The organism is Azospirillum sp. TSO5 (assembly GCF_003116065.1).
Classification (GTDB): Bacteria; Pseudomonadota; Alphaproteobacteria; order Azospirillales; family Azospirillaceae; genus Azospirillum.
Genome location: NZ_LGQY01000164.1, coordinates 1 through 18,849, shown reverse-complemented (window position 1 = coordinate 18,849; position 18,849 = coordinate 1). Strand labels below are relative to the sequence as shown.

Below are 18,849 nucleotides of genomic sequence, written 5' to 3'. Positions count from 1 at the left end.
GCCTATTTTTTAGGCATTTTCGTTAAGCCGTTGATTTCCTTAGGTCAGGTGCGAGTCAAGGGCGGGAATTGACGCGCGGCCACAAAATTGTCGCGGGCGTGCAGGCGCCTCTTGCGCGGGGTGGGGCACCTGTGTAAAACGCGCGGTCATTTTCGCCGCACCGCACCCGCCCCGCCGGCCGCAAGGCTCCGGACGGACGTGCCTTTCCCTGTTTAAGGATTGCAATCCGCCGCTATTCGTTGGGCACGAAGCCATGCGCCGGCTGCGCCCATCCAAGATGCTCCCCACCGTCCAGCGCGATCATCTGGCCGGTCATCGCCGGGGCGGCGATCAGGAAGCGGATGGCAGCGCAGATCTCCTCCGGCGTGGTGCCGCGCTGCAGCGGGGTCGAGTCCCACTGGGCGGCGAACTCCTCCACCGTCTGGCGGTCGTTGCGCAGGGTCGGGCCGGGTCCGATGCCGTTGACCCGGATGCGCGGGGCCAGCGCCAGCGCCATCGTACGGGTCAGCGCCCACAGCCCCATCTTCGACAGGGTATAGGACACGAAGTGCGGCGTTGGATTCCACACACGCTGGTCGATGATGTTGACGATCAGCCCGCGCTCGCCCTCCGGCAACCGCGACGCGAAATCCTGCGACAGCACGAAGGGAGCCCGCAGGTTCGCCTCCATATGCGCGTCCCACGATTCGCGTGTGACGTCGGCCATCTCGTCGCGTTCGAAACGGGAGGCGTTGTTGACCAGCAGTGTCGGCGGACCGAGCCGCTCCGTCACCGCCGGCACCAGCGTCTTCACCTCCGCCTCACGGTCGAGGTCGGCGGCGAAGGCCATGGCACGGCCGCCCGCCCGCTCGATCTCGGCGACGACGGCATCGGCCTCCTCGCGGGAGCTTCGGTAATGGACGGCGACGTCCCACCCCTGCCCCGCCAGATCGAGCGCGATGGCCCGCCCGATGCGCTTGCCGGCCCCTGTGACCAGGGCCGTTTTCCTCTTGATCTCGACCATGGCGCCATAGGTACCTTGCCACCGTCGCGGGTCAAGGGGTGAGACGGCCGGAAAAGCGGCCGATCGACGGGCCAATGGCGACCTTGGCGGCGAAGTTGGCGGAGGGGGTAAGCCGGCGATGTTGCGCGAAGCCTTCGAATATCTGACCACGCCCTGCCCGCCGCTGGCACGCCGTTTCGGCTACCTTTCGGAAATGGTGGCCTTGGGAGCCCGCTACCGGCGCCAGAAGCGGGCCTGGGCGCCGCATGTCGCCGCCTGCCACCGCTTCATCGATCAGGCGGTGCAGCGGGTGGAACCGGGTGGGCGGGCGCTGGTCGCCGGTTCGGGGCTGCTGATCGAGATCCCGCTGGAGACGCTGACCGCCCGCTTCGACGAGGTGGTTCTGGTGGATATCCTCCACAGCCGCGCCGTCCGCCGCCGTGCGGCGGCCCTGCCCAATATCCGTCTCGTCGAGATGGACGTCAGCGGCGCGCTGGCGCCGCTTGCCGCTGCGCTGGACAGCGGCGGCCCGCTGCCCACCGATTTCGAACCGCCGCTTCCCGATGATGGCCCCTTCCGCTTTGCCGTCTCCTGCAACCTGCTGTCCCAACTGCCGCTGCTGCCGCTGGAGGCGGTGGAACGCCGCGCCCCGGCGACCACGGAGGCGGAGCGGATGGCCTTCGCCCTGCGCATGGTCCATGGCCATCTGTGCTGGCTGTCCGCCATCGCCGAACGCGCGGCCCTGTTCACCGACATCGACGCCTCCTGGATGCATGGCGGCACCGTGACCGAGGTGGAGGATTCGACCTGGGGTCTCGCCCTCCCCGCCCCCGACATGTCCTGGCTGTGGGACATCGCCCCGGCGCCGGAGCAGGACCGGCGGCAGGACCTGCGCCACAGCGTCGGCGGCTGGTTCGACGTGCGGACGGTGACGAGTGTCCTTCCGCCCTGTTGAGGGACCGAAACCTCGACACAGCAGACGGGAGAGCGCCCATGGCCGCCAATGACCGCAATCGCAGCAGCGATGACCGCCCCAGGGACGACCGCAACATCGGCAATGCCACCGGCCCCAGCGACAGCGGCGGCATCGACGAGCGCGAGATCCCGCTGGACATCCCCCGGACAGTCGAGAATCCCGACGTGGACGAGCGGATCGAAGGTTTTCAGCGCATCATCGGTCCCGGCGCCGGTGGTCCAATCGACCAGCCCGACGAGGATTTCGGCATTCCCGGCAGCGAGGAGGCCGGCGGCCTCGGCACCGGCCCGCTGCCTCCGCGCCAGCCCGACCACCCTCAGGGCCAGACCACCAGGGGAACCGACCGGGGATCGACCGACCGTATCGTCTCCGACCGCAACGTCGCGGTCGACGGGGCGCGGGACCGCAAGTAATCGGTACGGCGAACTATTGTCGGAATGGCTACAGACCATGGCCGTCGACAATAGTTCGCCCCTCCGTTGATTGATGAAGCTGATACGGAAACGGTCGGGCGGCATTGCGCGGACTGCGCTTCTTGGGACAGCGGCTCTGCCCTATCTTGGGTTTCACAAGGCGAACCAACGCCTCATACGAACCCAAGGGAGTGGACGTCTCTCACCTCACGTGGAGATTCCCAAAGCCATGAACACCAATTTCAACGAAGTCCGCGATCCCCGTTCCTACGACGAGATCATCCTGGCCGCCCGCCAGATGCGCGCCGATCATCTGCGCGACCTGTTCGGCAAGCTGCGCGCCGGCCTGTTCGGCGGCCGTACCGGCCACGGCACCGCGCTGCCGAGCGTGCGCTGACGGCAGACGGGCCTCCGCCGACCGGCGAGGCTCCAGCCGGACAGAGAAACGGCCCGGATAGAGAAACGGCACCGTGCATTGCTGCGCAGTGCCGTTTTCGCATTCAGGGTTTCTCCAACCGCCTATCCGCGTTCCGACCCCGGTGCGCCGGTGCACCACAGAAGCCCCAGCACCAGCCCCTTGCAGCGCGGCAGCAGAATCAGCGTCAGCAGCAGGGTCAGCGCTGGCCAGATCGCCAGATGCAACCAGGTCGGCGGCTCATAGTTCTGTTCGACGAACAGCAGGGCGGGGATGACGATGTGGCCGACGATCAGAATGGTCATCCAGGGCGGCGCGTCGTCGGCGCGCAGATGGCCGTAGGCCTCGCCGCAGGCCGAACAGTGATCCACCGGCTTCAGGAAGTTCCGCAGCAGCCGGCCGCGCCCACAATTGGGACAGCAGCCGATCAGGCCGCGGAAAGAGGCGAGAAACTTCGACGGAGCCGCTTCGGTTCCTGCAATCATGGCCACTCCTTCCGTGTTGCCCACAATATAGGCTCTTGCCCGCCAAACCACACCCCCGATTGCGGACAGGTCGGGCATGCGGAGTCGCGATCGCGGCGACCGGCCGGATTTTCGGGCCGTCCTTATCCCGTCTGCCGCCCCGTGCTATGAAGTGTGCAGACTGTTTGCCGCCGAAGAGGCGATATGGGGGGATATGATGGATCGGACGCCGGATGAAACAATGGAACATCTCCCGGATTCTGTTTCATAGCGTTTCAAATGTTCAACTCCAGCCTCCCCAACCCTGCTGCCGAGTTGACGGCGGCGACCGCGCGGTCTAGGGGAAGACCTTTGCGTTCCGGAGACCCAGCCATGCCCTTCACCCGCCTGTTGTGCGCTGCCGCTGCCCTCGCCGCCTTCGTCGGTCCGTTCACCGCCCCGGTTTCGGCGATGGCGCAGACCAAGACCGTCGCCATCACCGCCATCGTCCAGCACCCGGCGCTCGACGCGACGCGCGACGGCGTGGTGGAGGCGCTGAAGGACGCCGGCTTCGTCCAGGGCCAGAACCTGAAGGTCGAGTATCAGAGCGCGCAGGGCAACCCGGCCACCGCCGCCCAGATCGCCCGCCAGTTCGCCGGCTCCCGCCCCGACGTGATCGTTCCGATCTCCACCCCGTCGGCCCAGGCGGTGGCGGCTTCGACCCGCGACATTCCCGTGGTCTTCACCGCGGTGACCGATCCGGTGTCAGCCCAGTTGGTGAAGTCGATGGACAAGCCCGGCGCCAACATCACCGGCCTGTCCGACATGGCCCCGGTGGGTGAGCATGTCGCCCTGATCCGCGAGATCCTGCCCCAGGCCAAGCGCATCGGCGTGCTCTACAACCCGGGTGAGCCGAACTCCATCGTGCTGGTCAAGGCGCTGAAGGACGAGGCCGCCAAGGCGGGCCTGACCGTGGTCGAGGCCTCCGTGCCGAAGTCGTCGGACGCCCAGCAGGCGGTGCGCAGCCTCGTCGGCAAGGCCGATGCGGTCTACATCCCGCTCGACAACACCGTCGTCTCGGCGCTGGAAAGCGTGATCGCCGTCGGCCAGCAGGCCAAGCTGCCGATCTTCTCCGCCGACACCGACAGCGTCGCCCGCGGCACCGTCGCCTCGATCGGCTTCGACTATCTCCAGGTCGGCAAGCAGACCGGCGCCATCGTCGCCCGCGTCCTGAAGGGCGAGAAGCCCGGCGACATCCCGGTGTCGCTCGCCAAGGGCACCGACCTGTTCGTCAATCCGAAATCCGCCGCCGCCATGGGCGTCACCCTGCCCGACGCCGTGGTGAAGCGCGCGACGAAGGTGGTCGGGCAGTAAGTGGCGGTTGGGGAAAGGCACTTTGCCCCCTCCCTAACCCTCCCCCACCTTCGGTGGGAGAGGGAACTGCCGCAGAACGCCGACAAGAGTCCAATCCCCTCTCCCGCGCAAGCGGGGGAGGGATAGGGAGGGGGCGATACACTCTCTCCTCCAAGCCTCCTTCAAAAGCACCGCAATGACTGAAATCGCCCTCTTCGGCGCCATTGAGATCGGCCTCGTCTATGCGCTGGTCGCCATCGGCGTCTATCTGTCCTTCCGCATCCTGGACTTCCCCGACCTGACGGTGGACGGAAGCTTTCCGCTGGGGGCGGCCGTCTGCGCGGTGCTCTTGATCGCCGGGGTCAACCCCTGGCTCGCCAGCCTCGCCGCTGCGCTTGCGGGTGCCGCGGCCGGGCTGGTGACGGCGACGCTGAACGTGCGATTCAAGATTCTGCATCTGCTCGCCAGCATCCTGACGATGATCGCCCTGTTCTCCGTCAACCTGCGGGTCATGGGGCGGCCGAACGTCGCGTTGCTGATGCAGGACACGGTGCTGACGCCCTTCTATGGGCTTGGCATCCCGGACCACATCGTCCGCCCGCTGGTGGTCGGCGTCATCGTCGCGGTTGTCGTGCTGCTGCTCGCCCGCTTCCTGTCCAGCGAGTTCGGACTGGCGATGCGGGCGACCGGGGTTAATGCGCGGATGGCGCGGGCGCAGGGCGTCGACACCGACGCCCATGTCTATGCCGGCATCGCCCTGTCCAACGCCCTGACCGGTCTGGCCGGCGCCCTGTTCGCCCAGACCAACGGCTTCGCCGACGTCACCACCGGCATCGGCACCATCGTCGTCGGGCTCGCCGCCGTCATCGTCGGCGAGACGGTGCTGCCCGCCCGCGCCCTGGCTCTGGCGCTGGTCGGCTGCGTCGCCGGTTCGATCCTCTACCGCCTCGCGGTGCAGCTGGCGCTGTCAGCGGACTCCATCGGCCTGCAGGCCTCCGACCTCAATCTGGTGACCGCGGTGCTGGTCGCCGTCGCCCTGATCCTGCCGCGCCTGAAGGCCAAGGCTTCCCGCAGCGCACGAGTTGCCAAATGATCGTCGTCGAGGACATCCACGTCACCTTCGGGCGCGGCACGCCGCTGGAAAAGCACGCGCTGCGCGGCGTCGACCTCACCATCCCGGAGGGGGAGTTCGTCACCGTCATCGGCTCCAACGGCGCCGGCAAATCCACCTTTCTCGGCTCGCTGGCCGGCGACGTGCTGGCGGAGCAGGGGCGCATCTCCATCGACGGCACCGACGTCACCCGCTGGGACACGCCGCGCCGCGCCGGTCTGGTCGCCCGCGTCTTCCAGGACCCGATGGCCGGCAGCTGCGCCGCCCTGACCATCGAGGAGAACATGGCGCTGGCCGCCGCCCGCGGACGCCGCCTGGGCCTCGCGCTCGCTCTGGGCAGCGACCGTCGCAGGAACTTCCGCGACCGCATCGCCGCGCTGGGGCTGGGGCTGGAGAACCGGCTGCACGACCGCATGGGCCTGCTGTCCGGCGGGCAGCGTCAGGCGGTCAGCCTGCTGATGGCGACGCTGGCCGGCTCCAAGATCCTGCTGCTGGACGAGCACACCGCGGCGCTCGACCCTGCCACCGCCGATTTCGTGCTGGACCTGACCCGGCGCATCGTCCGCGACAACCGCCTGACCACGCTGATGGTCACCCATTCGATGCGGCAGGCGCTGGACTATGGCGACCGCACGCTGATGCTGCACGAGGGGCGCGTCGTCCTCGACGTGGCGGGCGAGGAGCGCGCCGGGCTGGATGTGCCGCACCTGCTGGCCTTGTTCGCCAAGCAGCGCGGCGGGATGGAGATCAGCGACGACAGCCTGCTGATCGGCTAAGCCTCCGCCTTCGTCCTGGCTTCGCCTTCCCGGTCCGCCTCGAACAGCGACTGAAGTTCGGCGGCGGCATCGCGGGACGTCTGGATCAGCTTGATCTCGTCATTATGAACGGCATGCTGGCGGATCAGGGTCCGTTCGTCATGGGCACGGAAGGTGTCGAGCGTCCGCGTCACTTCGCCTTCCGCCAAGCCCATCTGCCGCAGTACGTCGGCGGTCATCCGCAAGCTGGAATCGAAAGTCTCGCGCACGATGTGGGTGACGCCGCGGTCCATCAGATGATGGACATGGCGGCGGTTGCGGGCGCGGGCGAAGATGGTCAGGTTGGGGAAATGGCGCGTCGCCATCTCCACCACGCGCAGCGACTGCTCCATGTCGTCCAGCGCCACCACCAGCACCTTGGCCTTCTCCGCCCCGGCGGCGCGCAGAAGCTCCACGCGGGTCGGGTCACCGTAGTAGGCCTTGCTGCCGAACCTGCGGACGAAATCGACCTGGGCCGCGCTGCTCTCCAGCGCGGTGAAGGGAATGCCTCGCACCCGCAGCACGCGGCCGACCACCTGCCCCACCCGGCCGAAGCCGCAGATGATGACCGGCGGGTTATCGTCGGGCGGGGTATCGAAGGGACGCTTGGGCTTCGCCGACATCAGGCGCGGGGCGAACCAGCGCTCCTCCGCCGCGAAAAGGAAGGGCGTCGCCAACATCGACAGGGTGACCACCAGCATTGCCGCCGACGCCTGTTCCCCGGCCATCACGCCGCCGCCGACCGCCAGTCCGAACAGCACGAAGCCGAATTCGCCGCCCTGGCTCAGCACCGTCGCCATCCGCGTCGCCCCGGCCCAGGGCACCCCGGCGATGCGGGCCAGCACCAACATCACCAGCGCCTTCACCACCAGCAGCGCCACGGCGAGGCCGAGGAAGCGGACGGGATGCGCCATCAGCGTCGGCACATCCGCCCCCATGCCGACAGACACGAAGAACAGGCCGAGCAGAAGACCTTCGAACGGCTCGATGTCCGCCTGAACCTCGTGCCGGTATTCGGAATCCGACAGCAGGACGCCGGCCATGAAGGCGCCCAGCGACATCGACAGCCCGGCCTCCTGAATCAGCACGGCGGTGCCGATGACGATCAGCAGGGCGGTGGCGGTGAAGATCTCCGGCGCGCCGGCGCGGTCGACCGCGTGGAAGATCGGCCGCAGCAGATAGCGTCCGCCGATCAGCACCACGACCACCGCGACCACCGCCTTGGCCACGGACAGCCACGCACCGTCGGCCTGGGGAACGCTGCCGTTGCCCAACAGCGGCAGCAGCGCCACCGCGGGAATGATGGCGAGATCCTGGAACAGCAGAACGGAAAAGGCATTGCGCCCGGATTGGTTGGCGAGCAGCCCGCGCTCCGCCATCATCGGCAGCGCCATGGCGGTGGAGGACAAAGCGAAGCCGAAGCCCAGCACCACCGCCGTTGGCCAGGCGAGCCCCAGCCCCCAGCCGCACAGCGCGGTGATCGCGGCGCCGGTCACCGCGACCTGCGCACCGCCAAGCCCCAGCACCGATTTCCGCATGACCCACAGGCGGGCGGGCCTCAGCTCCAGCCCGATCAGGAACAGCAGCATGACGACGCCGAGTTCCGAGGCGTGTGCGATCGCCCCCACATTGGTGACCAGCCCGAGCCCGGCCGGCCCCACCGCCAGCCCGGCGGCGAGATAGCCGAGCGGCGCACCGAACCCGAACCTTTTTGCCACCGGCACGGCGACCACCATCGCCGCCAACAGCACAACCAACGTCACAAGCTCCGCCATGTCCCCCGCCGCTCGACTGTCGCCGGGGCACTATGGCGCGATTTCAACAGCCGATGCCAGACACTTAACCGTCAGCGCGGCCATATACCCAGATGCTATTGATTATTCAGCCGCGGAAGCCACGCGCGAGTTGTTCGACGGCGGCGCTCCACTGGCCGCCCAGCGGGTCAGCAGGAGAATGCCGACGACCACGCCGACATAGGCGATCAGCTGCGCCTCAGTCGGACGATCGGTGTAGCCGACCAGCACATGCAGCGCCTGCCCGACGAGGCTGTTGTCGCGCAGGACGTCCGAGGTGTCCCACAGCACGGTGCCGCCCGCCATCAGGATGCCGCCCTGCGCCAGGAAATTGACCGCCGTGGCGGCCATGCCGGCAGCCAGAAGCGTCAGCAGCCACGTGGTGGTGGCGAACAGGTGCCGCGTCGGGATCTGCAGCAGCCCCGCATAGAGCAGGACGGAGACCAGCGCGCCCAACGCCATGCCGCCCAGCCCGCCGGTGGCCACCGTAGCGATGCCGCCCTCTTCCGACGCAAGGATGCCGGTCAGGAACAGCACGACCTCCGACCCTTCACGCAGCACGGCGACACCGATGACGATGGCCAGCGCCGCCAGCGATTTCTCCCCGCTCTGCACCGCACGGCCGACAGCCTTCATGTCGCGCGCCAGTTCGCGGCCATGCTGCGCCATCCAGGCATTGTGCCAAGCCAGCATGACGACGGCGATCAGCAGGACGGTGGCGTTGAACATCTCCTGTCCGGTATCGGCGAACAGCGAGCTGATGCCGTCGGCGAAGGCGGCGACGATGCAGGACCCGACCATGCCGCCGACGATGCCCAGCGAAATCGACCGGCCGCGGCCGGGCACTCCCTGGGTCGCGGCCAACACGATGCCGACGATGAGGCCCGCTTCGAGGACCTCGCGAAAGACGATGATCAGACTGGCGAGCATGGTCGTCTCCGGTACTGGGCGGTCTGCTGGGACAACGTCACTCGGCGATCACGACGCCCTGCGCCGTCGCTTCGTGGAATTCACCGAAGAAGGGATAGCGCCCCGGCTTCAGCGGACCGACCATGACCTTGATCTGCTTGCGGCCGCCGACGATCTTCTCGACCTTCATCTCGCCGCTTTCGAACTCTTCCGACGTGGCGTCCTGATTGTCGACCAGCAGCGTCACCCGCTTGTTGGCCGGAATCTTCACCTCCGCCGGCTCGAACTTGTGATCCTTGATGACGATGGTAACCGTGTCGGCAGCCTGCGCCGGGACGGCATGGATCAGGGCGGCTCCGGACAGGGCGATGCCGAAGGCGGCGGAAAGCAGAGAGACACGGCGCATTCGCGGAAAACCTCAGGGGCTGGTGGGCCATTGCTTCTGAAAATCATTCTCACTCAAGCCCCCCGGGGTCAAATGAAAAGGCACCCGCAGGCTCCGCAAGGCACCTGCGACGGAATCGCGCACCCCGGCGGCGTAGCGTGCCACCTACCCAGATTCGCCCGTCTCGACAAGCCCAGGTCGAGACGACGCGAAGCCTGGCCGTTTCAGCGGGATGTGACGAAGCGTTCCAATTTTCCCAGCGTTTGCTGCCCCAGTTTCTCGGCGCCGAACCCCTTCGCCTCTTGGAACTCGGAAGCTGTGGTGAACACCATGCCCAACGTCACTTTCGTTGCGCCGTCCTGATCCTCGAACATGGCCCAGGCGTCGGCATGTTTCGGCCCGTTCTCGCCCCAAAGAAGCGTGTAGCCGATTCTTTCCTCAGGCCGGACCTCTCCATAACGATGGTGGTTCGGAAAGACCGTTCCATCCGGCGCAATCATGTCGAAGACCCATTCGCCGCCCGCGCGCAGATCAATCCGCGTCGTCCGACAGGAGAACCCGTCCGGTCCCCACCATTGCGGAAGCGTCTCGGGGTTCATCCACGCCCCCCAGACCAGGGACCGGGGTGCCTGTATCACTCGTTCAAGCACCATGGTCCGCTCGGCCACGCCCGAGAGATTGTCCAGTCCCGCACCAAAGCCCTGCCGGTATCCGGCCTCCATGTTCTTGGCCATCGAGGAAAGCTGCACCGTAACGACCAGCCGGCTGCGTTCGTCCGTGCCTGAGAAATCTGCCGACACCAGCGCGGCCGATTGCGTCACGTGCCCGGACGAAACCATCTCGTAATTCACGCTACGCTGCGCAGGCTGCAATTCCAGCCAGCCAACCTCGCAACGGATATCCGGCTGCCCCTCCACCTTGCAGAGCGAGACCTCACGTCCCCCCATCCTGCTGTCGGCCTCCAGAAACTCCACGGTGATCGAGGGCGTGGGGGCGGCCCAAACCCTCCGGGCGGCCGGGGCTGTCCACGCATGCCACAGCACCGATAACGGCGTGGCCACCTCCCGCTCGAAGGTCAGCGTCGCAAAGCGATCCTTCCTGTCATCCGGCCTGTCATCCGGCGCCATGCCGGTCGAAACGGGGTCCGATGTCATTCTTTGCGCTCCTTCATGACGTTCATCACAAATGCATCCAACCGGTCGAGACGGGCCTCCCAAATGGCCCGGTGCTCATCCAGCCATGTCCGCACCGGATCCATAGCCTCCGGCACCATGGCGCAGATCCGTGTTCGACCTTCCTTGGAGGTTGAGATCAATCCAGCGTCCTCGAGCACGGAAAGGTGCCGCATCACCGTGGGCAGACGCAGCCCGGTGGGACCGGCCAAGTCCGTTACACGCGCAGGTTCTCTGGCGAGCCGGGTCAGGATTGACCGTCGGGTCGGATCAGCAAGCGCGTGGAAGAGCAGCGAGAGATCGGGATCATGCTTAGCCATGTCGCTAAGTATCAGCGCGAGATTGCACTTGCAAGCAAACACTTCGTCGGTTGGCTAAGTTTTTCACAACCAAGCAGCGCTCCCTGGAGGGGTGGCTTCCGTTGCGGCGCGGATCAGGGGCTTTCGTCCCGCCGTGCCCACGCACCATGACGTGGTCACTGTGTTCAAGGACCGGCTGATTTACGGAATCTGGACTGCGTTGGTGATCTCGGCCTGCCCGACGGAGGCATTCGGCTTCGGCATGGGAGGCTCTGGAGCGAGCAACAGTTCAACCACTACCCATAGGGCGTCGGAGACGTGATGTGCTGCCATCCGCCTTTCAACAACTCGAACCGTATCTTGTCAGGCGTTCAAGCTTCCGACGAGCCGGGAAATTGCTCCAGCCCGTCGGTGATTTCATAGTAGTCGGCCTTGTCGGCCACATAGCCATGGCGGAGCGTCGTCAGCCCGGTCGGCTGATCCAGGCTGCCCGCGGCGATCTCGATCTCGGTCTTACCGTCGCCCTTCCAGAACAGGGACGAGCCACAGCGCCCGCAAAATCCCCGCTCCGCAATGTCGGAGGAGCGGTACCAGGACAGCGTTTCATCGGCGTCGAAGGTGACGGTATCGCGCGGAACCGTGACATAGGCGCCGATGTGGCCGTGGAAGCGGAGGCACTGGCCGCAATGGCAGGTCACGACCCCATCCGGCCGTTCCGCCAGCAGAAAGCGCACGCCGCCGCACAGGCAACCGCCGGCCAGCGCCCGCTCCCGCCCCCTCTCGCCTTCGCTCATTCCACCACCTCTCCCGTGCTGGTCCGGCGTTCGACACCATCGTCGCCGATGTCGTAATAGGTGCCCTTGTGGTCGACGAAGATATGACGATCCACCCGCAGCCCGGACGCATCGTCCAGGCTGCCGGCAGTCACCGTGATGCGGCGCTCCGCACCGGCCTGTTCCACCGCCTCCCAGAACAGCCCGGCACCGCAACGCGCACAGAAGCCGCGCCGAGCCCGCTCGGAGGAGGCGTACCACGTCAGGGTCGAGTCGGTGAGCAGACGCAACGCCGATCGGGGCAGGCCAGTGTAGGCGCCGACATGGCTGTGCTGGCGCCTGCACTGGGAACAGTGGCAGAAGGAGATCGGCTCCGGTCGGGTGTCGATGGCATAGCGCACGCCGCCGCACAGGCAACCGCCGGTCCAGACCCGCTCCCCCTCCCCGCTTGCCTTCAGGTCGTCCATCGCTCAGCCCCGCCAGAACGGCTTTTCAGCCTCGTAGTCCGCGTCGGCGCGGGAAATGCCGATGTCCGACAGCAGATGGTCGGGCAGAGCCTCCAGCGCACGGCGCTGCCGGCGGCGCTCGTTCCAGGTGGCAAGGCGGTCGAACAGCGCCACCACGCGCTCGCCCAACCCCGTGCCGGCCGGGGCCGGCTTGCGGACGAACAGTTCTGCGCCGGACATCGGTGAATGCGTTCCCTTTGCCATGATCCGGTTCCTTCCGGTGAATGGGGAGCGGGGCCTCGGCCTCGCCGCTCCGTTGGTCAGATCGCTTGTGAAACTGAGGATGGTACAGAGACCGCTTGCCGACAAACGACGCTTTCTCATAGAATCGATTAGCTAAGCTAATCCGAATCCAGCCGCTGGTCCGTCCCCCGCCATGTCCCGCCGCCTGCCCCCGCTCAACGCGCTGCGCGCCTTCGAAGCCGCCGCACGCCATCTTTCCTTCACAAAAGCCGCGGACGAGCTGCATGTGACGCAGGCCGCCGTCAGCCACCAGATCAAGGCGCTGGAGGAGTGGCTCGGATTACCGCTGTTTCGCCGAATGAACCGGGCGCTGGCGCTGACCGAGGCAGGGCAGAGCTATCTGCCGCCGGTGCGCGAGGCGATGGACACGCTGTCCCAGGCGACCGACCGCCTGATCCGCGCCGACAGCAGCGGCACGCTGACCATTTCCACCATGCCCAGCTTCGCGTCGAAATGGCTGGTGCCGAGGCTGGTGCGTTTCCAGAAGCGTCATCCGGAGATGGATGTGCGGGTCCACAGCACGTCGCAGGTGGTGGACTTCGCCCGTCACGACGTCGATCTGGCGATCCGCTTCGGCAATGGCCTGTGGCCGGATTTGCGGGTCGAACGGCTGCTGACCGAGGACATCTTCCCGGTCGGTCACCCATCGCTGCTGGCCGGCGACCGGCCGCTGGTCAATCCGGAGGATCTGCGGCACCACACGCTGCTGCACGACGACTACAACATCTCCTGGGCGGTGTGGTGCCGGGCGGCGGGAATCGAGGGGGTGGACACCGACCGCGGCCTGCGATTCGACGATTCGTCCTTCACCCTGCAGGCGGCGATCAACGGCCACGGCATCGCGCTGGCCCGCGGTGTGCTGGTGGCCGACGACATCGCGGCCGGCCGGCTGGTCCGCCTGTTCGAGGTGCGGTTGCCGGGGAGCCTCGCCTACTATGTCGTGGCGCCGCAGCATTACTTTTCCCGGCCCAAGGTGAAGGCCTTCCACGACTGGTTGTTCGAGGAGGCGGAAGCGGTCTGAAAAGCGCCGAATTGAGCGGCTTGCGGGCGTAACGGACCGCTCCTATAGTCCGCGCCCATGAGCGCGAACCCGTCCCCCGACACGGTCTTCCCGCACCGCCATCTCCTCGGAATCGAGGGGCTGCGGGCCGGCGAGATCACCCAGATCCTCGACCTTGCCGATGGCTATGTCGAGCAGAACCGCCGCCCCGTGAAGAAGTCCAACCTGTTGGACGGCCGCACGCAGGTGAACCTGTTCTTCGAGAACTCCACCCGCACCCGCACCAGCTTCGAGCTGGCCGGAAAGCGGCTGGGGGCCGACGTCATCAACATGTCGACCGACAGCAGTTCGGTGAAGAAGGGCGAGACCCTGATCGACACGGCGATGACGCTGAACGCCATGCACCTGGACGCGCTGGTGGTGCGCCACGCCGATTCGGGCGCGGTGAAGCTGCTGGCCGACAAGGTCAACTGCTCCGTCATCAACGCCGGCGACGGCCATCACGAACACCCGACCCAGGCCCTGCTCGACGCGCTGGCGATCCGCCGCCGCCTCGGTCGGTTGGACGGTCTGATCGTGGCGATCTGCGGCGACATCCTGCACAGCCGCGTCGCGCGCTCCAACATCCACCTGCTGAACGCCATGGGCGCCCGGGTGCGCTGCGTGGCACCGCCGACCCTGCTGCCGTCGCAGATCGAACGGCTGGGCGTCGAGGTCCATCATTCGATGAAGACCGGCCTGCGCGACGCCGACGTGGTGATGATGCTGCGCCTGCAGACCGAGCGGATGAGCGGCCAGTATGTCCCCTCCACCCGCGAATACTTCTACTTCTACGGCCTGGATTACGAGAAGCTGGAAGTGGCGAAGCCCGACGCGGTCATCATGCATCCGGGGCCGATGAACCGCGGCGTCGAGATCGACTCGGAAGTCGCCGACGACCTCAAGCGCTCGATGATCCTCGATCAGGTGGAGCTGGGCGTGGCCGTGCGCATGGCCGTGCTCGACCTGCTGACCCGTGAACGCCGCCAGTCCGACCTTGCGGGAGCCGTCTGATGAGCAGCCGTATCGTCTACCGCAACGCCCGCCTGCTCGACCCGGCGACGGGCCTGGACCAGCGCGGCGACCTGCTGATCGACGGCGAGACCATCGCCGATTTCGGTCCGGGCCTGTTCAACGACTCCACGCCCGAGGGTGCGGAGGTCATCGACCTCGCCGGCCAGTGCCTCGCCCCCGGTCTCGTCGACATGCGGGTGCTGATCGGCGAACCGGGTGAGGAAGAGAAGGACACGATCAAGAGCGCGTCCCGCGCCGCGGCGGCCGGCGGCATCACCGCCATGGCGCTGCTGCCCAACACCGACCCGGTGCTGGACGAGGTCGCCGGGCTGGAGTTCATCGCGCGGCGCGCCCGCGAGGTGAAGCTGGTCAAGGTCTTCGCCTATGGGTCCGCCACCCGCGGCACCGAAGGCAACGAGATCACCGAAATGGGCCTGCTGGGTCAGGCCGGTGCGGTCGCCTTCACCGATGGCACAAAGGCCATCGCCAGCGCCAAGACCATGCGCCGGGCGCTCAGCTACGCCAAGACCTTCGGCAAGCTGATCGTCCAGCATCCGGAAGAGCCATCGCTGTCATCCGGCGGCATGATGAATTCGGGCGAGATCGCCACCCGCCTCGGCCTTGTCGGCATCCCGCGCGAAGCCGAGATCATCATGATCGAGCGCGACCTGCGGCTGGCCGAATTGACCGGCGGGCGCCTGCATTTCGCCCACATCAGCACCGGTGAGTCGGTCGACCTCATCCGCCGCGCCAAGGCGCGCGGGCTGAAGGTGACCTGCGACACCGCTCCGCATTATTTCGCCCTGACCGAAACCGACGTCGGCGATTACCGCACCTATGCCAAGGTGTCGCCGCCGCTGCGCGGCGAGATGGACCGGCGTGCCATCGTCGAGGGGCTGGGCGACGGCACCATCGACGCCATCGCCTCCGACCATGTGCCGCAGGACCAGGACCAGAAGCGCCTGCCCTTCGCACAGGCCGCCCCCGGCGTGATCGGGCTGGAGACGCTGTTCCCACTGACGCTGGAACTGGTGCACAAGGGCAAGATGCCGCTGCTGAAGGCGCTCGCCTGCGTCACTGCCAACCCGGCGGCGATCCTCGATTTGGCCGTGGGCCGCATCGTCAAGGGCGGGCCGGCCGATCTTGTCGTCTTCGATCCTGACGTGCCGTGGCAGATCGACGTCACCCGCTTCAAGTCGAAGTCGAAGAACTCGCCCTTCGAGAATCGCCCGGTCCAGGGCCGGCCGCTGCGCACCATCGTCGACGGCCGCACCGTCTGGTTGGCGGAGGGTTGATCCGGTGCCGATCCTCCTGTTCGCCGCCCTGCTGGGCTACCTGCTGGGCTCGATCCCCTTCGGGCTGGTGTTGACCCGGATGGCCGGTCTGGGCGACATCCGCCAGATCGGCTCCGGCAACATCGGCGCCACCAACGTGCTGCGCACCGGCAACAAGCCGTTGGCGCTCGCCACCCTGCTGCTCGACAGCGGCAAGGGCGCCATCGCCGCGTTGCTGGCACAGTGGCTGGCCGGACCGGAAGCGGCGGTGCTGGCCGCCGGCGGCGCCATGCTGGGCCACAGCTTCCCGGTGTGGCTGGGCTTCAAGGGCGGCAAGGGCGTCGCCACGGCGATCGGCGTTCTGCTTGCGGTGTCGTGGCCGGTCGGGCTGCTGGCCTGCCTGACCTGGCTGGTGATGGCGGCGCTGTTCCGCATCTCGTCGCTGTCGGCGCTGACGGCGCTGGGCATCAGCCCCCTGACCGGCTGGTACTTTGGTGGCCCGCTGGTCGGCGGCCTCTGCCTGTTCATCGCGGCGCTGGTCTTCATCCGCCATGAGGCAAACATCCGGCGCCTGCTGAAAGGCGAGGAGCCGAAGATCGGCGCAGGCAAGAAGAAGGCGGCCTGAACGGGCGGATCGAAGAGGCGGATCGAATGGGCGGCGGGGAGGCAACTCCCCGCCCTTTTCGTTTGCAGTCCTCTGATTCTGTTAGAGTTCCCTCGCCCTCCCTATCCGATTTCGCCCACCCGGACGCAGACAACCGGTGCGGCCATGCGCTATGCTGCACGGCAATCCGGGGCACGAACAAGCAACCCGGCAGGTGAGCCGGCGGCTGGCGCCGGCGGACAACGAGACGCTGAGGGAACCGAGAATGGACACTCCGCTGTGGAGCCCGAGTGAGGAGCGCATCGCGCAGGCCAACCTGACCGCTTTCCGCGAGGCGGCGAATGCGCGATTCGGACTGCGGCTGGACGATTACGACGCGCTTTACAACTGGTCAATCGCGGAGAAGGAGCGGTTCTGGCGCTTCCTGTGGGAATGGGCGGGGCTGACCGGCGACCTCGGCAGTGTCGATCTGCTGGACGGCGACAAGATGCCGGGCGCCCGCTGGTTCCCGGAAGCCCGTCTCAGCTATGCCGAGAATCTGCTGGCCGGCGCACCGGACGACAACGCCGTCATTTTCTGGGGCGAGGACAAGGTCAAGTACCGCTGGAGCGGGGCGGAGTTGAAGGCCACCGTCTCCCGCCTGCAGCAGGCGCTGAAGGCCAAGGGTGTCGGCAAGGGCGACCGCGTCGCCGCCATCATGCCGAACATGCCGGAAACGCTGGCGGCGATGATCGCCACCACCAGCCTGGGCGCGGTCTGGTCCTCCTGCTCGCCCGATTTCGGCATCCAGGGCATCACCGACCGCTTCGGCCAGATCGAGCCGAAGGTGGTCTTCGCACCCGACGCCTATTGGTACAACGGCAAGAGCCACGATGTCCGCGCCAAGGTGGCGGAGGTGCTGAAGGATCTGCCGACCGTCGTCGCCACCGTCATCATTCCCTACGTCGACAAGGCGCCCGACCTCTCGTCCATACCCGGCGCGGTCGGCTTCCAGGACTTCATGGCGCCCCATCCGGCGGCCGAGCCGACCTTCGAGCGCGTCGCCTTCGACCATCCGCTGTTCATCCTCTATTCCTCCGGCACCACCGGAAAGCCGAAATGCATCGTCCATGGCACCGGCGGCACCATCCTTCAGCATGTGAAGGAACACCGGCTGCATTGCGACCTGAAGCGCGGTGACAGGCTGTTCTACTTCACCACCTGCGGCTGGATGATGTGGAACTGGCTGGTGACTGGTCTAGCCAGCGGCACGACGCTGGTCCTCTATGACGGCTCGCCCTTCGCGCCGACCGGCAACATCCTGTTCGACTATGCCGATGCGGAGCGGATCACGCTGTTCGGCACCTCGGCCAAGTTCATCCAGTCTCTGGAGAAGTCGGGGCTGGAGCCGATGAAGACCCATTCGCTGGCAAGCGTCCGGGCCTTGGCATCCACCGGCTCGCCGCTGATGCCGGAGAATTTCGAGTTCGTCTACCGCTCGATCAAGCAGGATATCCACCTCGCTTCCATCAGCGGCGGCACCGACATCATGTCCTGCTTCGTGCTGGGCAACCCGATCTCCCCTGTCTGGAAGGGCGAGATCCAGACGCGCGGCCTCGGCATGGCGGTGGAGGCGTTCGACGACAACGGCCACGCCGTCCGTGGCGAGAAGGGCGAACTGGTCTGCACCCGACCCTTCCCCAGCATGCCCATCGGCTTCTGGGCCGATCCGGACGGGTCGAAATACCGCTCGGCCTATTTCGACCGCTTCCCCAATGTCTGGGTCCATGGCGATTTCATCGAGCAGACCGAACATGGCGGCTGGGTGATCTATGGCCGGTCGGACGCGGTGCTTAACCCCGGCGGCGTGCGCATCGGCACGGCGGAGATCTACCGCCAGGTCGAACAGCTTCCGGAGATCATGGAGGCGGTCTGCATCGGCCAGGAATGGGACGGCGACGTCCGCGTCGTGCTGTTCGTCGTCCTGCGCGAGGGACTGAAGCTGGACGAGGCTCTCGCCGGTACCATCCGCAAGCGGATCAAGGACAACTGTTCCCCCCGCCATGTTCCGGCGAAGATCGTCCAGGTCACCGACATCCCGCGCACCCGCTCCGGCAAGATCACCGAGCTGGCGGTGCGCGACGCCGTCCATGGCCGCCCGATCAAGAACACGGAGGCGCTGTCCAACCCGCAGGCGCTCGACGAGTTCCGCGAGCGGACGGAACTGAGCGGGACGTGAGGTGGCGTCGCCGCTGTTCCTCGACCTCGACGGCGTGCTTGCCGATTTCGACCGCGGCGTCGTCGCGGTCACCGGCAAGCGGCCGGAACAGCTGCCGATGAAGGAGATGTGGCGGGCCCTGTCCCGCCACTCC

At 66.9% G+C, this 18,849-nt stretch carries 21 protein-coding genes; 11 read left to right on the top strand and 10 right to left on the bottom strand.

The annotated features are described in order from the left end of the window. Window positions 1–232: 232 nt before the first annotated feature. Complete coding sequence (locus TSO5_RS31145; RefSeq protein ID WP_109155231.1) at window positions 233–1,003, bottom strand: SDR family oxidoreductase; 771 nt, start codon at window positions 1,001–1,003, stop codon at window positions 233–235. A 118-nt stretch (window positions 1,004–1,121) separates the two neighbouring features. On the opposite strand from TSO5_RS31145, the gene TSO5_RS31140 reads away from it, so the two are divergent. From TSO5_RS31140 to TSO5_RS32865, 3 genes are all read left to right on the top strand, one after another. Beyond that, on the top strand, window positions 1,122–1,937 hold the full coding sequence (locus tag TSO5_RS31140; protein ID WP_109155230.1) for a hypothetical protein: 816 nt from the start codon (window positions 1,122–1,124) through the stop codon (window positions 1,935–1,937). 38 nt (window positions 1,938–1,975) lie between these two features. Then, entirely contained in the window at window positions 1,976–2,371 is a 396-nt protein-coding gene (locus tag TSO5_RS31135; RefSeq protein ID WP_109155229.1) for a hypothetical protein, read from the top strand. A gap of 229 nt (window positions 2,372–2,600) precedes the next feature. After that, a complete protein-coding gene (locus TSO5_RS32865; RefSeq protein ID WP_158282519.1) occupies window positions 2,601–2,768 on the top strand; it encodes a hypothetical protein in 168 nt (55 codons plus the stop codon). A gap of 122 nt (window positions 2,769–2,890) precedes the next feature. Here TSO5_RS32865 and TSO5_RS31130 read toward each other — a convergent pair whose 3' ends face one another. Further along, window positions 2,891–3,271, bottom strand: coding sequence for a DUF983 domain-containing protein (locus TSO5_RS31130; protein ID WP_109155228.1), 381 nt, complete (start codon window positions 3,269–3,271; stop codon window positions 2,891–2,893). Window positions 3,272–3,622: 351 nt separating this feature from the next. On the opposite strand from TSO5_RS31130, the gene TSO5_RS31125 reads away from it, so the two are divergent. The 3 genes from TSO5_RS31125 to TSO5_RS31115 all read left to right on the top strand — a co-directional run bounded on the left by TSO5_RS31125 (window position 3,623) and on the right by TSO5_RS31115 (window position 6,469). Next, window positions 3,623–4,603, top strand: coding sequence for an ABC transporter substrate-binding protein (locus TSO5_RS31125; RefSeq protein ID WP_109155227.1), 981 nt, complete (start codon window positions 3,623–3,625; stop codon window positions 4,601–4,603). A 175-nt stretch (window positions 4,604–4,778) separates the two neighbouring features. After that, window positions 4,779–5,675, top strand: coding sequence for an ABC transporter permease (locus tag TSO5_RS31120; RefSeq protein WP_109155226.1), 897 nt, complete (start codon window positions 4,779–4,781; stop codon window positions 5,673–5,675). Then, window positions 5,672–6,469: an ABC transporter ATP-binding protein gene (locus TSO5_RS31115; RefSeq protein ID WP_109155225.1), complete on the top strand. Its 798-nt coding sequence runs from the start codon at window positions 5,672–5,674 to the stop codon at window positions 6,467–6,469. The genes TSO5_RS31120 and TSO5_RS31115 overlap by 4 nt, the downstream gene beginning before the upstream one ends. Here TSO5_RS31115 and TSO5_RS31110 read toward each other — a convergent pair. The 8 genes from TSO5_RS31110 to TSO5_RS31075 form a co-directional block, all read right to left on the bottom strand. After that, complete coding sequence (locus tag TSO5_RS31110) at window positions 6,466–8,262, bottom strand: monovalent cation:proton antiporter-2 (CPA2) family protein (RefSeq protein ID WP_109155224.1); 1,797 nt, start codon at window positions 8,260–8,262, stop codon at window positions 6,466–6,468. The genes TSO5_RS31115 and TSO5_RS31110 overlap by 4 nt on opposite strands. Before the next feature lie 102 nt (window positions 8,263–8,364). Then, complete coding sequence (locus TSO5_RS31105; RefSeq protein ID WP_109155223.1) at window positions 8,365–9,210, bottom strand: FTR1 family protein; 846 nt, start codon at window positions 9,208–9,210, stop codon at window positions 8,365–8,367. A gap of 37 nt (window positions 9,211–9,247) precedes the next feature. Then, window positions 9,248–9,595 carry a cupredoxin domain-containing protein gene (locus TSO5_RS31100; RefSeq protein ID WP_109155222.1) on the bottom strand — a complete coding sequence of 116 codons (348 nt, stop codon included), beginning with the start codon at window positions 9,593–9,595 and terminating at the stop codon, window positions 9,248–9,250. A 203-nt stretch (window positions 9,596–9,798) separates the two neighbouring features. After that, complete coding sequence (locus TSO5_RS31095) at window positions 9,799–10,728, bottom strand: SRPBCC family protein (RefSeq protein WP_199231073.1); 930 nt, start codon at window positions 10,726–10,728, stop codon at window positions 9,799–9,801. Next, window positions 10,725–11,066, bottom strand: coding sequence for a metalloregulator ArsR/SmtB family transcription factor (locus TSO5_RS31090; RefSeq protein ID WP_109155244.1), 342 nt, complete (start codon window positions 11,064–11,066; stop codon window positions 10,725–10,727). The genes TSO5_RS31095 and TSO5_RS31090 overlap by 4 nt, the downstream gene beginning before the upstream one ends. A 350-nt stretch (window positions 11,067–11,416) precedes the next feature. Continuing rightward, window positions 11,417–11,839, bottom strand: a complete 423-nt coding sequence (locus TSO5_RS31085) for a GFA family protein (RefSeq protein WP_109155221.1) — start codon at window positions 11,837–11,839, stop codon at window positions 11,417–11,419. After that, entirely contained in the window at window positions 11,836–12,285 is a 450-nt protein-coding gene (locus TSO5_RS31080) for a GFA family protein (RefSeq protein WP_109155220.1), read from the bottom strand. Before TSO5_RS31080 ends, TSO5_RS31085 begins: the two co-directional genes overlap by 4 nt. Before the next feature lie 3 nt (window positions 12,286–12,288). Next, window positions 12,289–12,504 (bottom strand): DUF1127 domain-containing protein, encoded by a 216-nt coding sequence (locus tag TSO5_RS31075; RefSeq protein WP_247871058.1) that lies wholly within the window; start codon window positions 12,502–12,504, stop codon window positions 12,289–12,291. A gap of 196 nt (window positions 12,505–12,700) precedes the next feature. Between TSO5_RS31075 and TSO5_RS31070 the strand changes: the two genes are divergently transcribed. The 5 genes from TSO5_RS31070 to TSO5_RS31050 all read left to right on the top strand — a co-directional run bounded on the left by TSO5_RS31070 (window position 12,701) and on the right by TSO5_RS31050 (window position 18,716). Further along, window positions 12,701–13,588: a transcriptional regulator GcvA gene (locus TSO5_RS31070; protein WP_109155218.1), complete on the top strand. Its 888-nt coding sequence runs from the start codon at window positions 12,701–12,703 to the stop codon at window positions 13,586–13,588. A 57-nt stretch (window positions 13,589–13,645) separates the two neighbouring features. After that, window positions 13,646–14,620 (top strand): aspartate carbamoyltransferase catalytic subunit, encoded by a 975-nt coding sequence (locus TSO5_RS31065; RefSeq protein WP_085089487.1) that lies wholly within the window; start codon window positions 13,646–13,648, stop codon window positions 14,618–14,620. After that, entirely contained in the window at window positions 14,620–15,915 is a 1,296-nt protein-coding gene (pyrC, locus tag TSO5_RS31060; RefSeq protein ID WP_109155217.1) for a dihydroorotase, read from the top strand. The genes TSO5_RS31065 and pyrC overlap by 1 nt, the downstream gene beginning before the upstream one ends. Window positions 15,916–15,919: 4 nt before the next feature. After that, window positions 15,920–16,519 (top strand): glycerol-3-phosphate 1-O-acyltransferase PlsY, encoded by a 600-nt coding sequence (gene plsY, locus TSO5_RS31055; RefSeq protein ID WP_109075390.1) that lies wholly within the window; start codon window positions 15,920–15,922, stop codon window positions 16,517–16,519. A gap of 244 nt (window positions 16,520–16,763) precedes the next feature. Then, window positions 16,764–18,716, top strand: coding sequence for an acetoacetate--CoA ligase (locus TSO5_RS31050; RefSeq protein WP_109155216.1), 1,953 nt, complete (start codon window positions 16,764–16,766; stop codon window positions 18,714–18,716). Window positions 18,717–18,849 lie beyond the last annotated feature (133 nt).

What these genes read in the sequence shown, in the direction of transcription:
- TSO5_RS31070 (WP_109155218.1), top strand. Translation starts at nt 12,701, where the DNA reads ATGTCCCGCCGCCTGCCCCCGCTCAACGCGCTGCGCGCCTTCGAAGCC.
- TSO5_RS31135 (WP_109155229.1), top strand. Translation starts at nt 1,976, where the DNA reads ATGGCCGCCAATGACCGCAATCGCAGCAGCGATGACCGCCCCAGGGAC.
- TSO5_RS31095 (WP_199231073.1), bottom strand. Translation starts at nt 10,728, where the DNA reads ATGACATCGGACCCCGTTTCGACCGGCATGGCGCCGGATGACAGGCCG.
- TSO5_RS31145 (WP_109155231.1), bottom strand. Translation starts at nt 1,003, where the DNA reads ATGGTCGAGATCAAGAGGAAAACGGCCCTGGTCACAGGGGCCGGCAAG.
- TSO5_RS31130 (WP_109155228.1), bottom strand. Translation starts at nt 3,271, where the DNA reads ATGATTGCAGGAACCGAAGCGGCTCCGTCGAAGTTTCTCGCCTCTTTC.
- TSO5_RS31090 (WP_109155244.1), bottom strand. Translation starts at nt 11,066, where the DNA reads ATGGCTAAGCATGATCCCGATCTCTCGCTGCTCTTCCACGCGCTTGCT.
- TSO5_RS31065 (WP_085089487.1), top strand. Translation starts at nt 13,646, where the DNA reads ATGAGCGCGAACCCGTCCCCCGACACGGTCTTCCCGCACCGCCATCTC.
- TSO5_RS31140 (WP_109155230.1), top strand. Translation starts at nt 1,122, where the DNA reads ATGTTGCGCGAAGCCTTCGAATATCTGACCACGCCCTGCCCGCCGCTG.
- TSO5_RS31110 (WP_109155224.1), bottom strand. Translation starts at nt 8,262, where the DNA reads ATGGCGGAGCTTGTGACGTTGGTTGTGCTGTTGGCGGCGATGGTGGTC.
- TSO5_RS32865 (WP_158282519.1), top strand. Translation starts at nt 2,601, where the DNA reads ATGAACACCAATTTCAACGAAGTCCGCGATCCCCGTTCCTACGACGAG.
- TSO5_RS31075 (WP_247871058.1), bottom strand. Translation starts at nt 12,504, where the DNA reads ATGTCCGGCGCAGAACTGTTCGTCCGCAAGCCGGCCCCGGCCGGCACG.
- pyrC (WP_109155217.1), top strand. Translation starts at nt 14,620, where the DNA reads ATGAGCAGCCGTATCGTCTACCGCAACGCCCGCCTGCTCGACCCGGCG.
- TSO5_RS31100 (WP_109155222.1), bottom strand. Translation starts at nt 9,595, where the DNA reads ATGCGCCGTGTCTCTCTGCTTTCCGCCGCCTTCGGCATCGCCCTGTCC.
- TSO5_RS31125 (WP_109155227.1), top strand. Translation starts at nt 3,623, where the DNA reads ATGCCCTTCACCCGCCTGTTGTGCGCTGCCGCTGCCCTCGCCGCCTTC.
- TSO5_RS31080 (WP_109155220.1), bottom strand. Translation starts at nt 12,285, where the DNA reads ATGGACGACCTGAAGGCAAGCGGGGAGGGGGAGCGGGTCTGGACCGGC.
- TSO5_RS31050 (WP_109155216.1), top strand. Translation starts at nt 16,764, where the DNA reads ATGGACACTCCGCTGTGGAGCCCGAGTGAGGAGCGCATCGCGCAGGCC.
- TSO5_RS31115 (WP_109155225.1), top strand. Translation starts at nt 5,672, where the DNA reads ATGATCGTCGTCGAGGACATCCACGTCACCTTCGGGCGCGGCACGCCG.
- TSO5_RS31085 (WP_109155221.1), bottom strand. Translation starts at nt 11,839, where the DNA reads ATGAGCGAAGGCGAGAGGGGGCGGGAGCGGGCGCTGGCCGGCGGTTGC.
- TSO5_RS31120 (WP_109155226.1), top strand. Translation starts at nt 4,779, where the DNA reads ATGACTGAAATCGCCCTCTTCGGCGCCATTGAGATCGGCCTCGTCTAT.
- TSO5_RS31105 (WP_109155223.1), bottom strand. Translation starts at nt 9,210, where the DNA reads ATGCTCGCCAGTCTGATCATCGTCTTTCGCGAGGTCCTCGAAGCGGGC.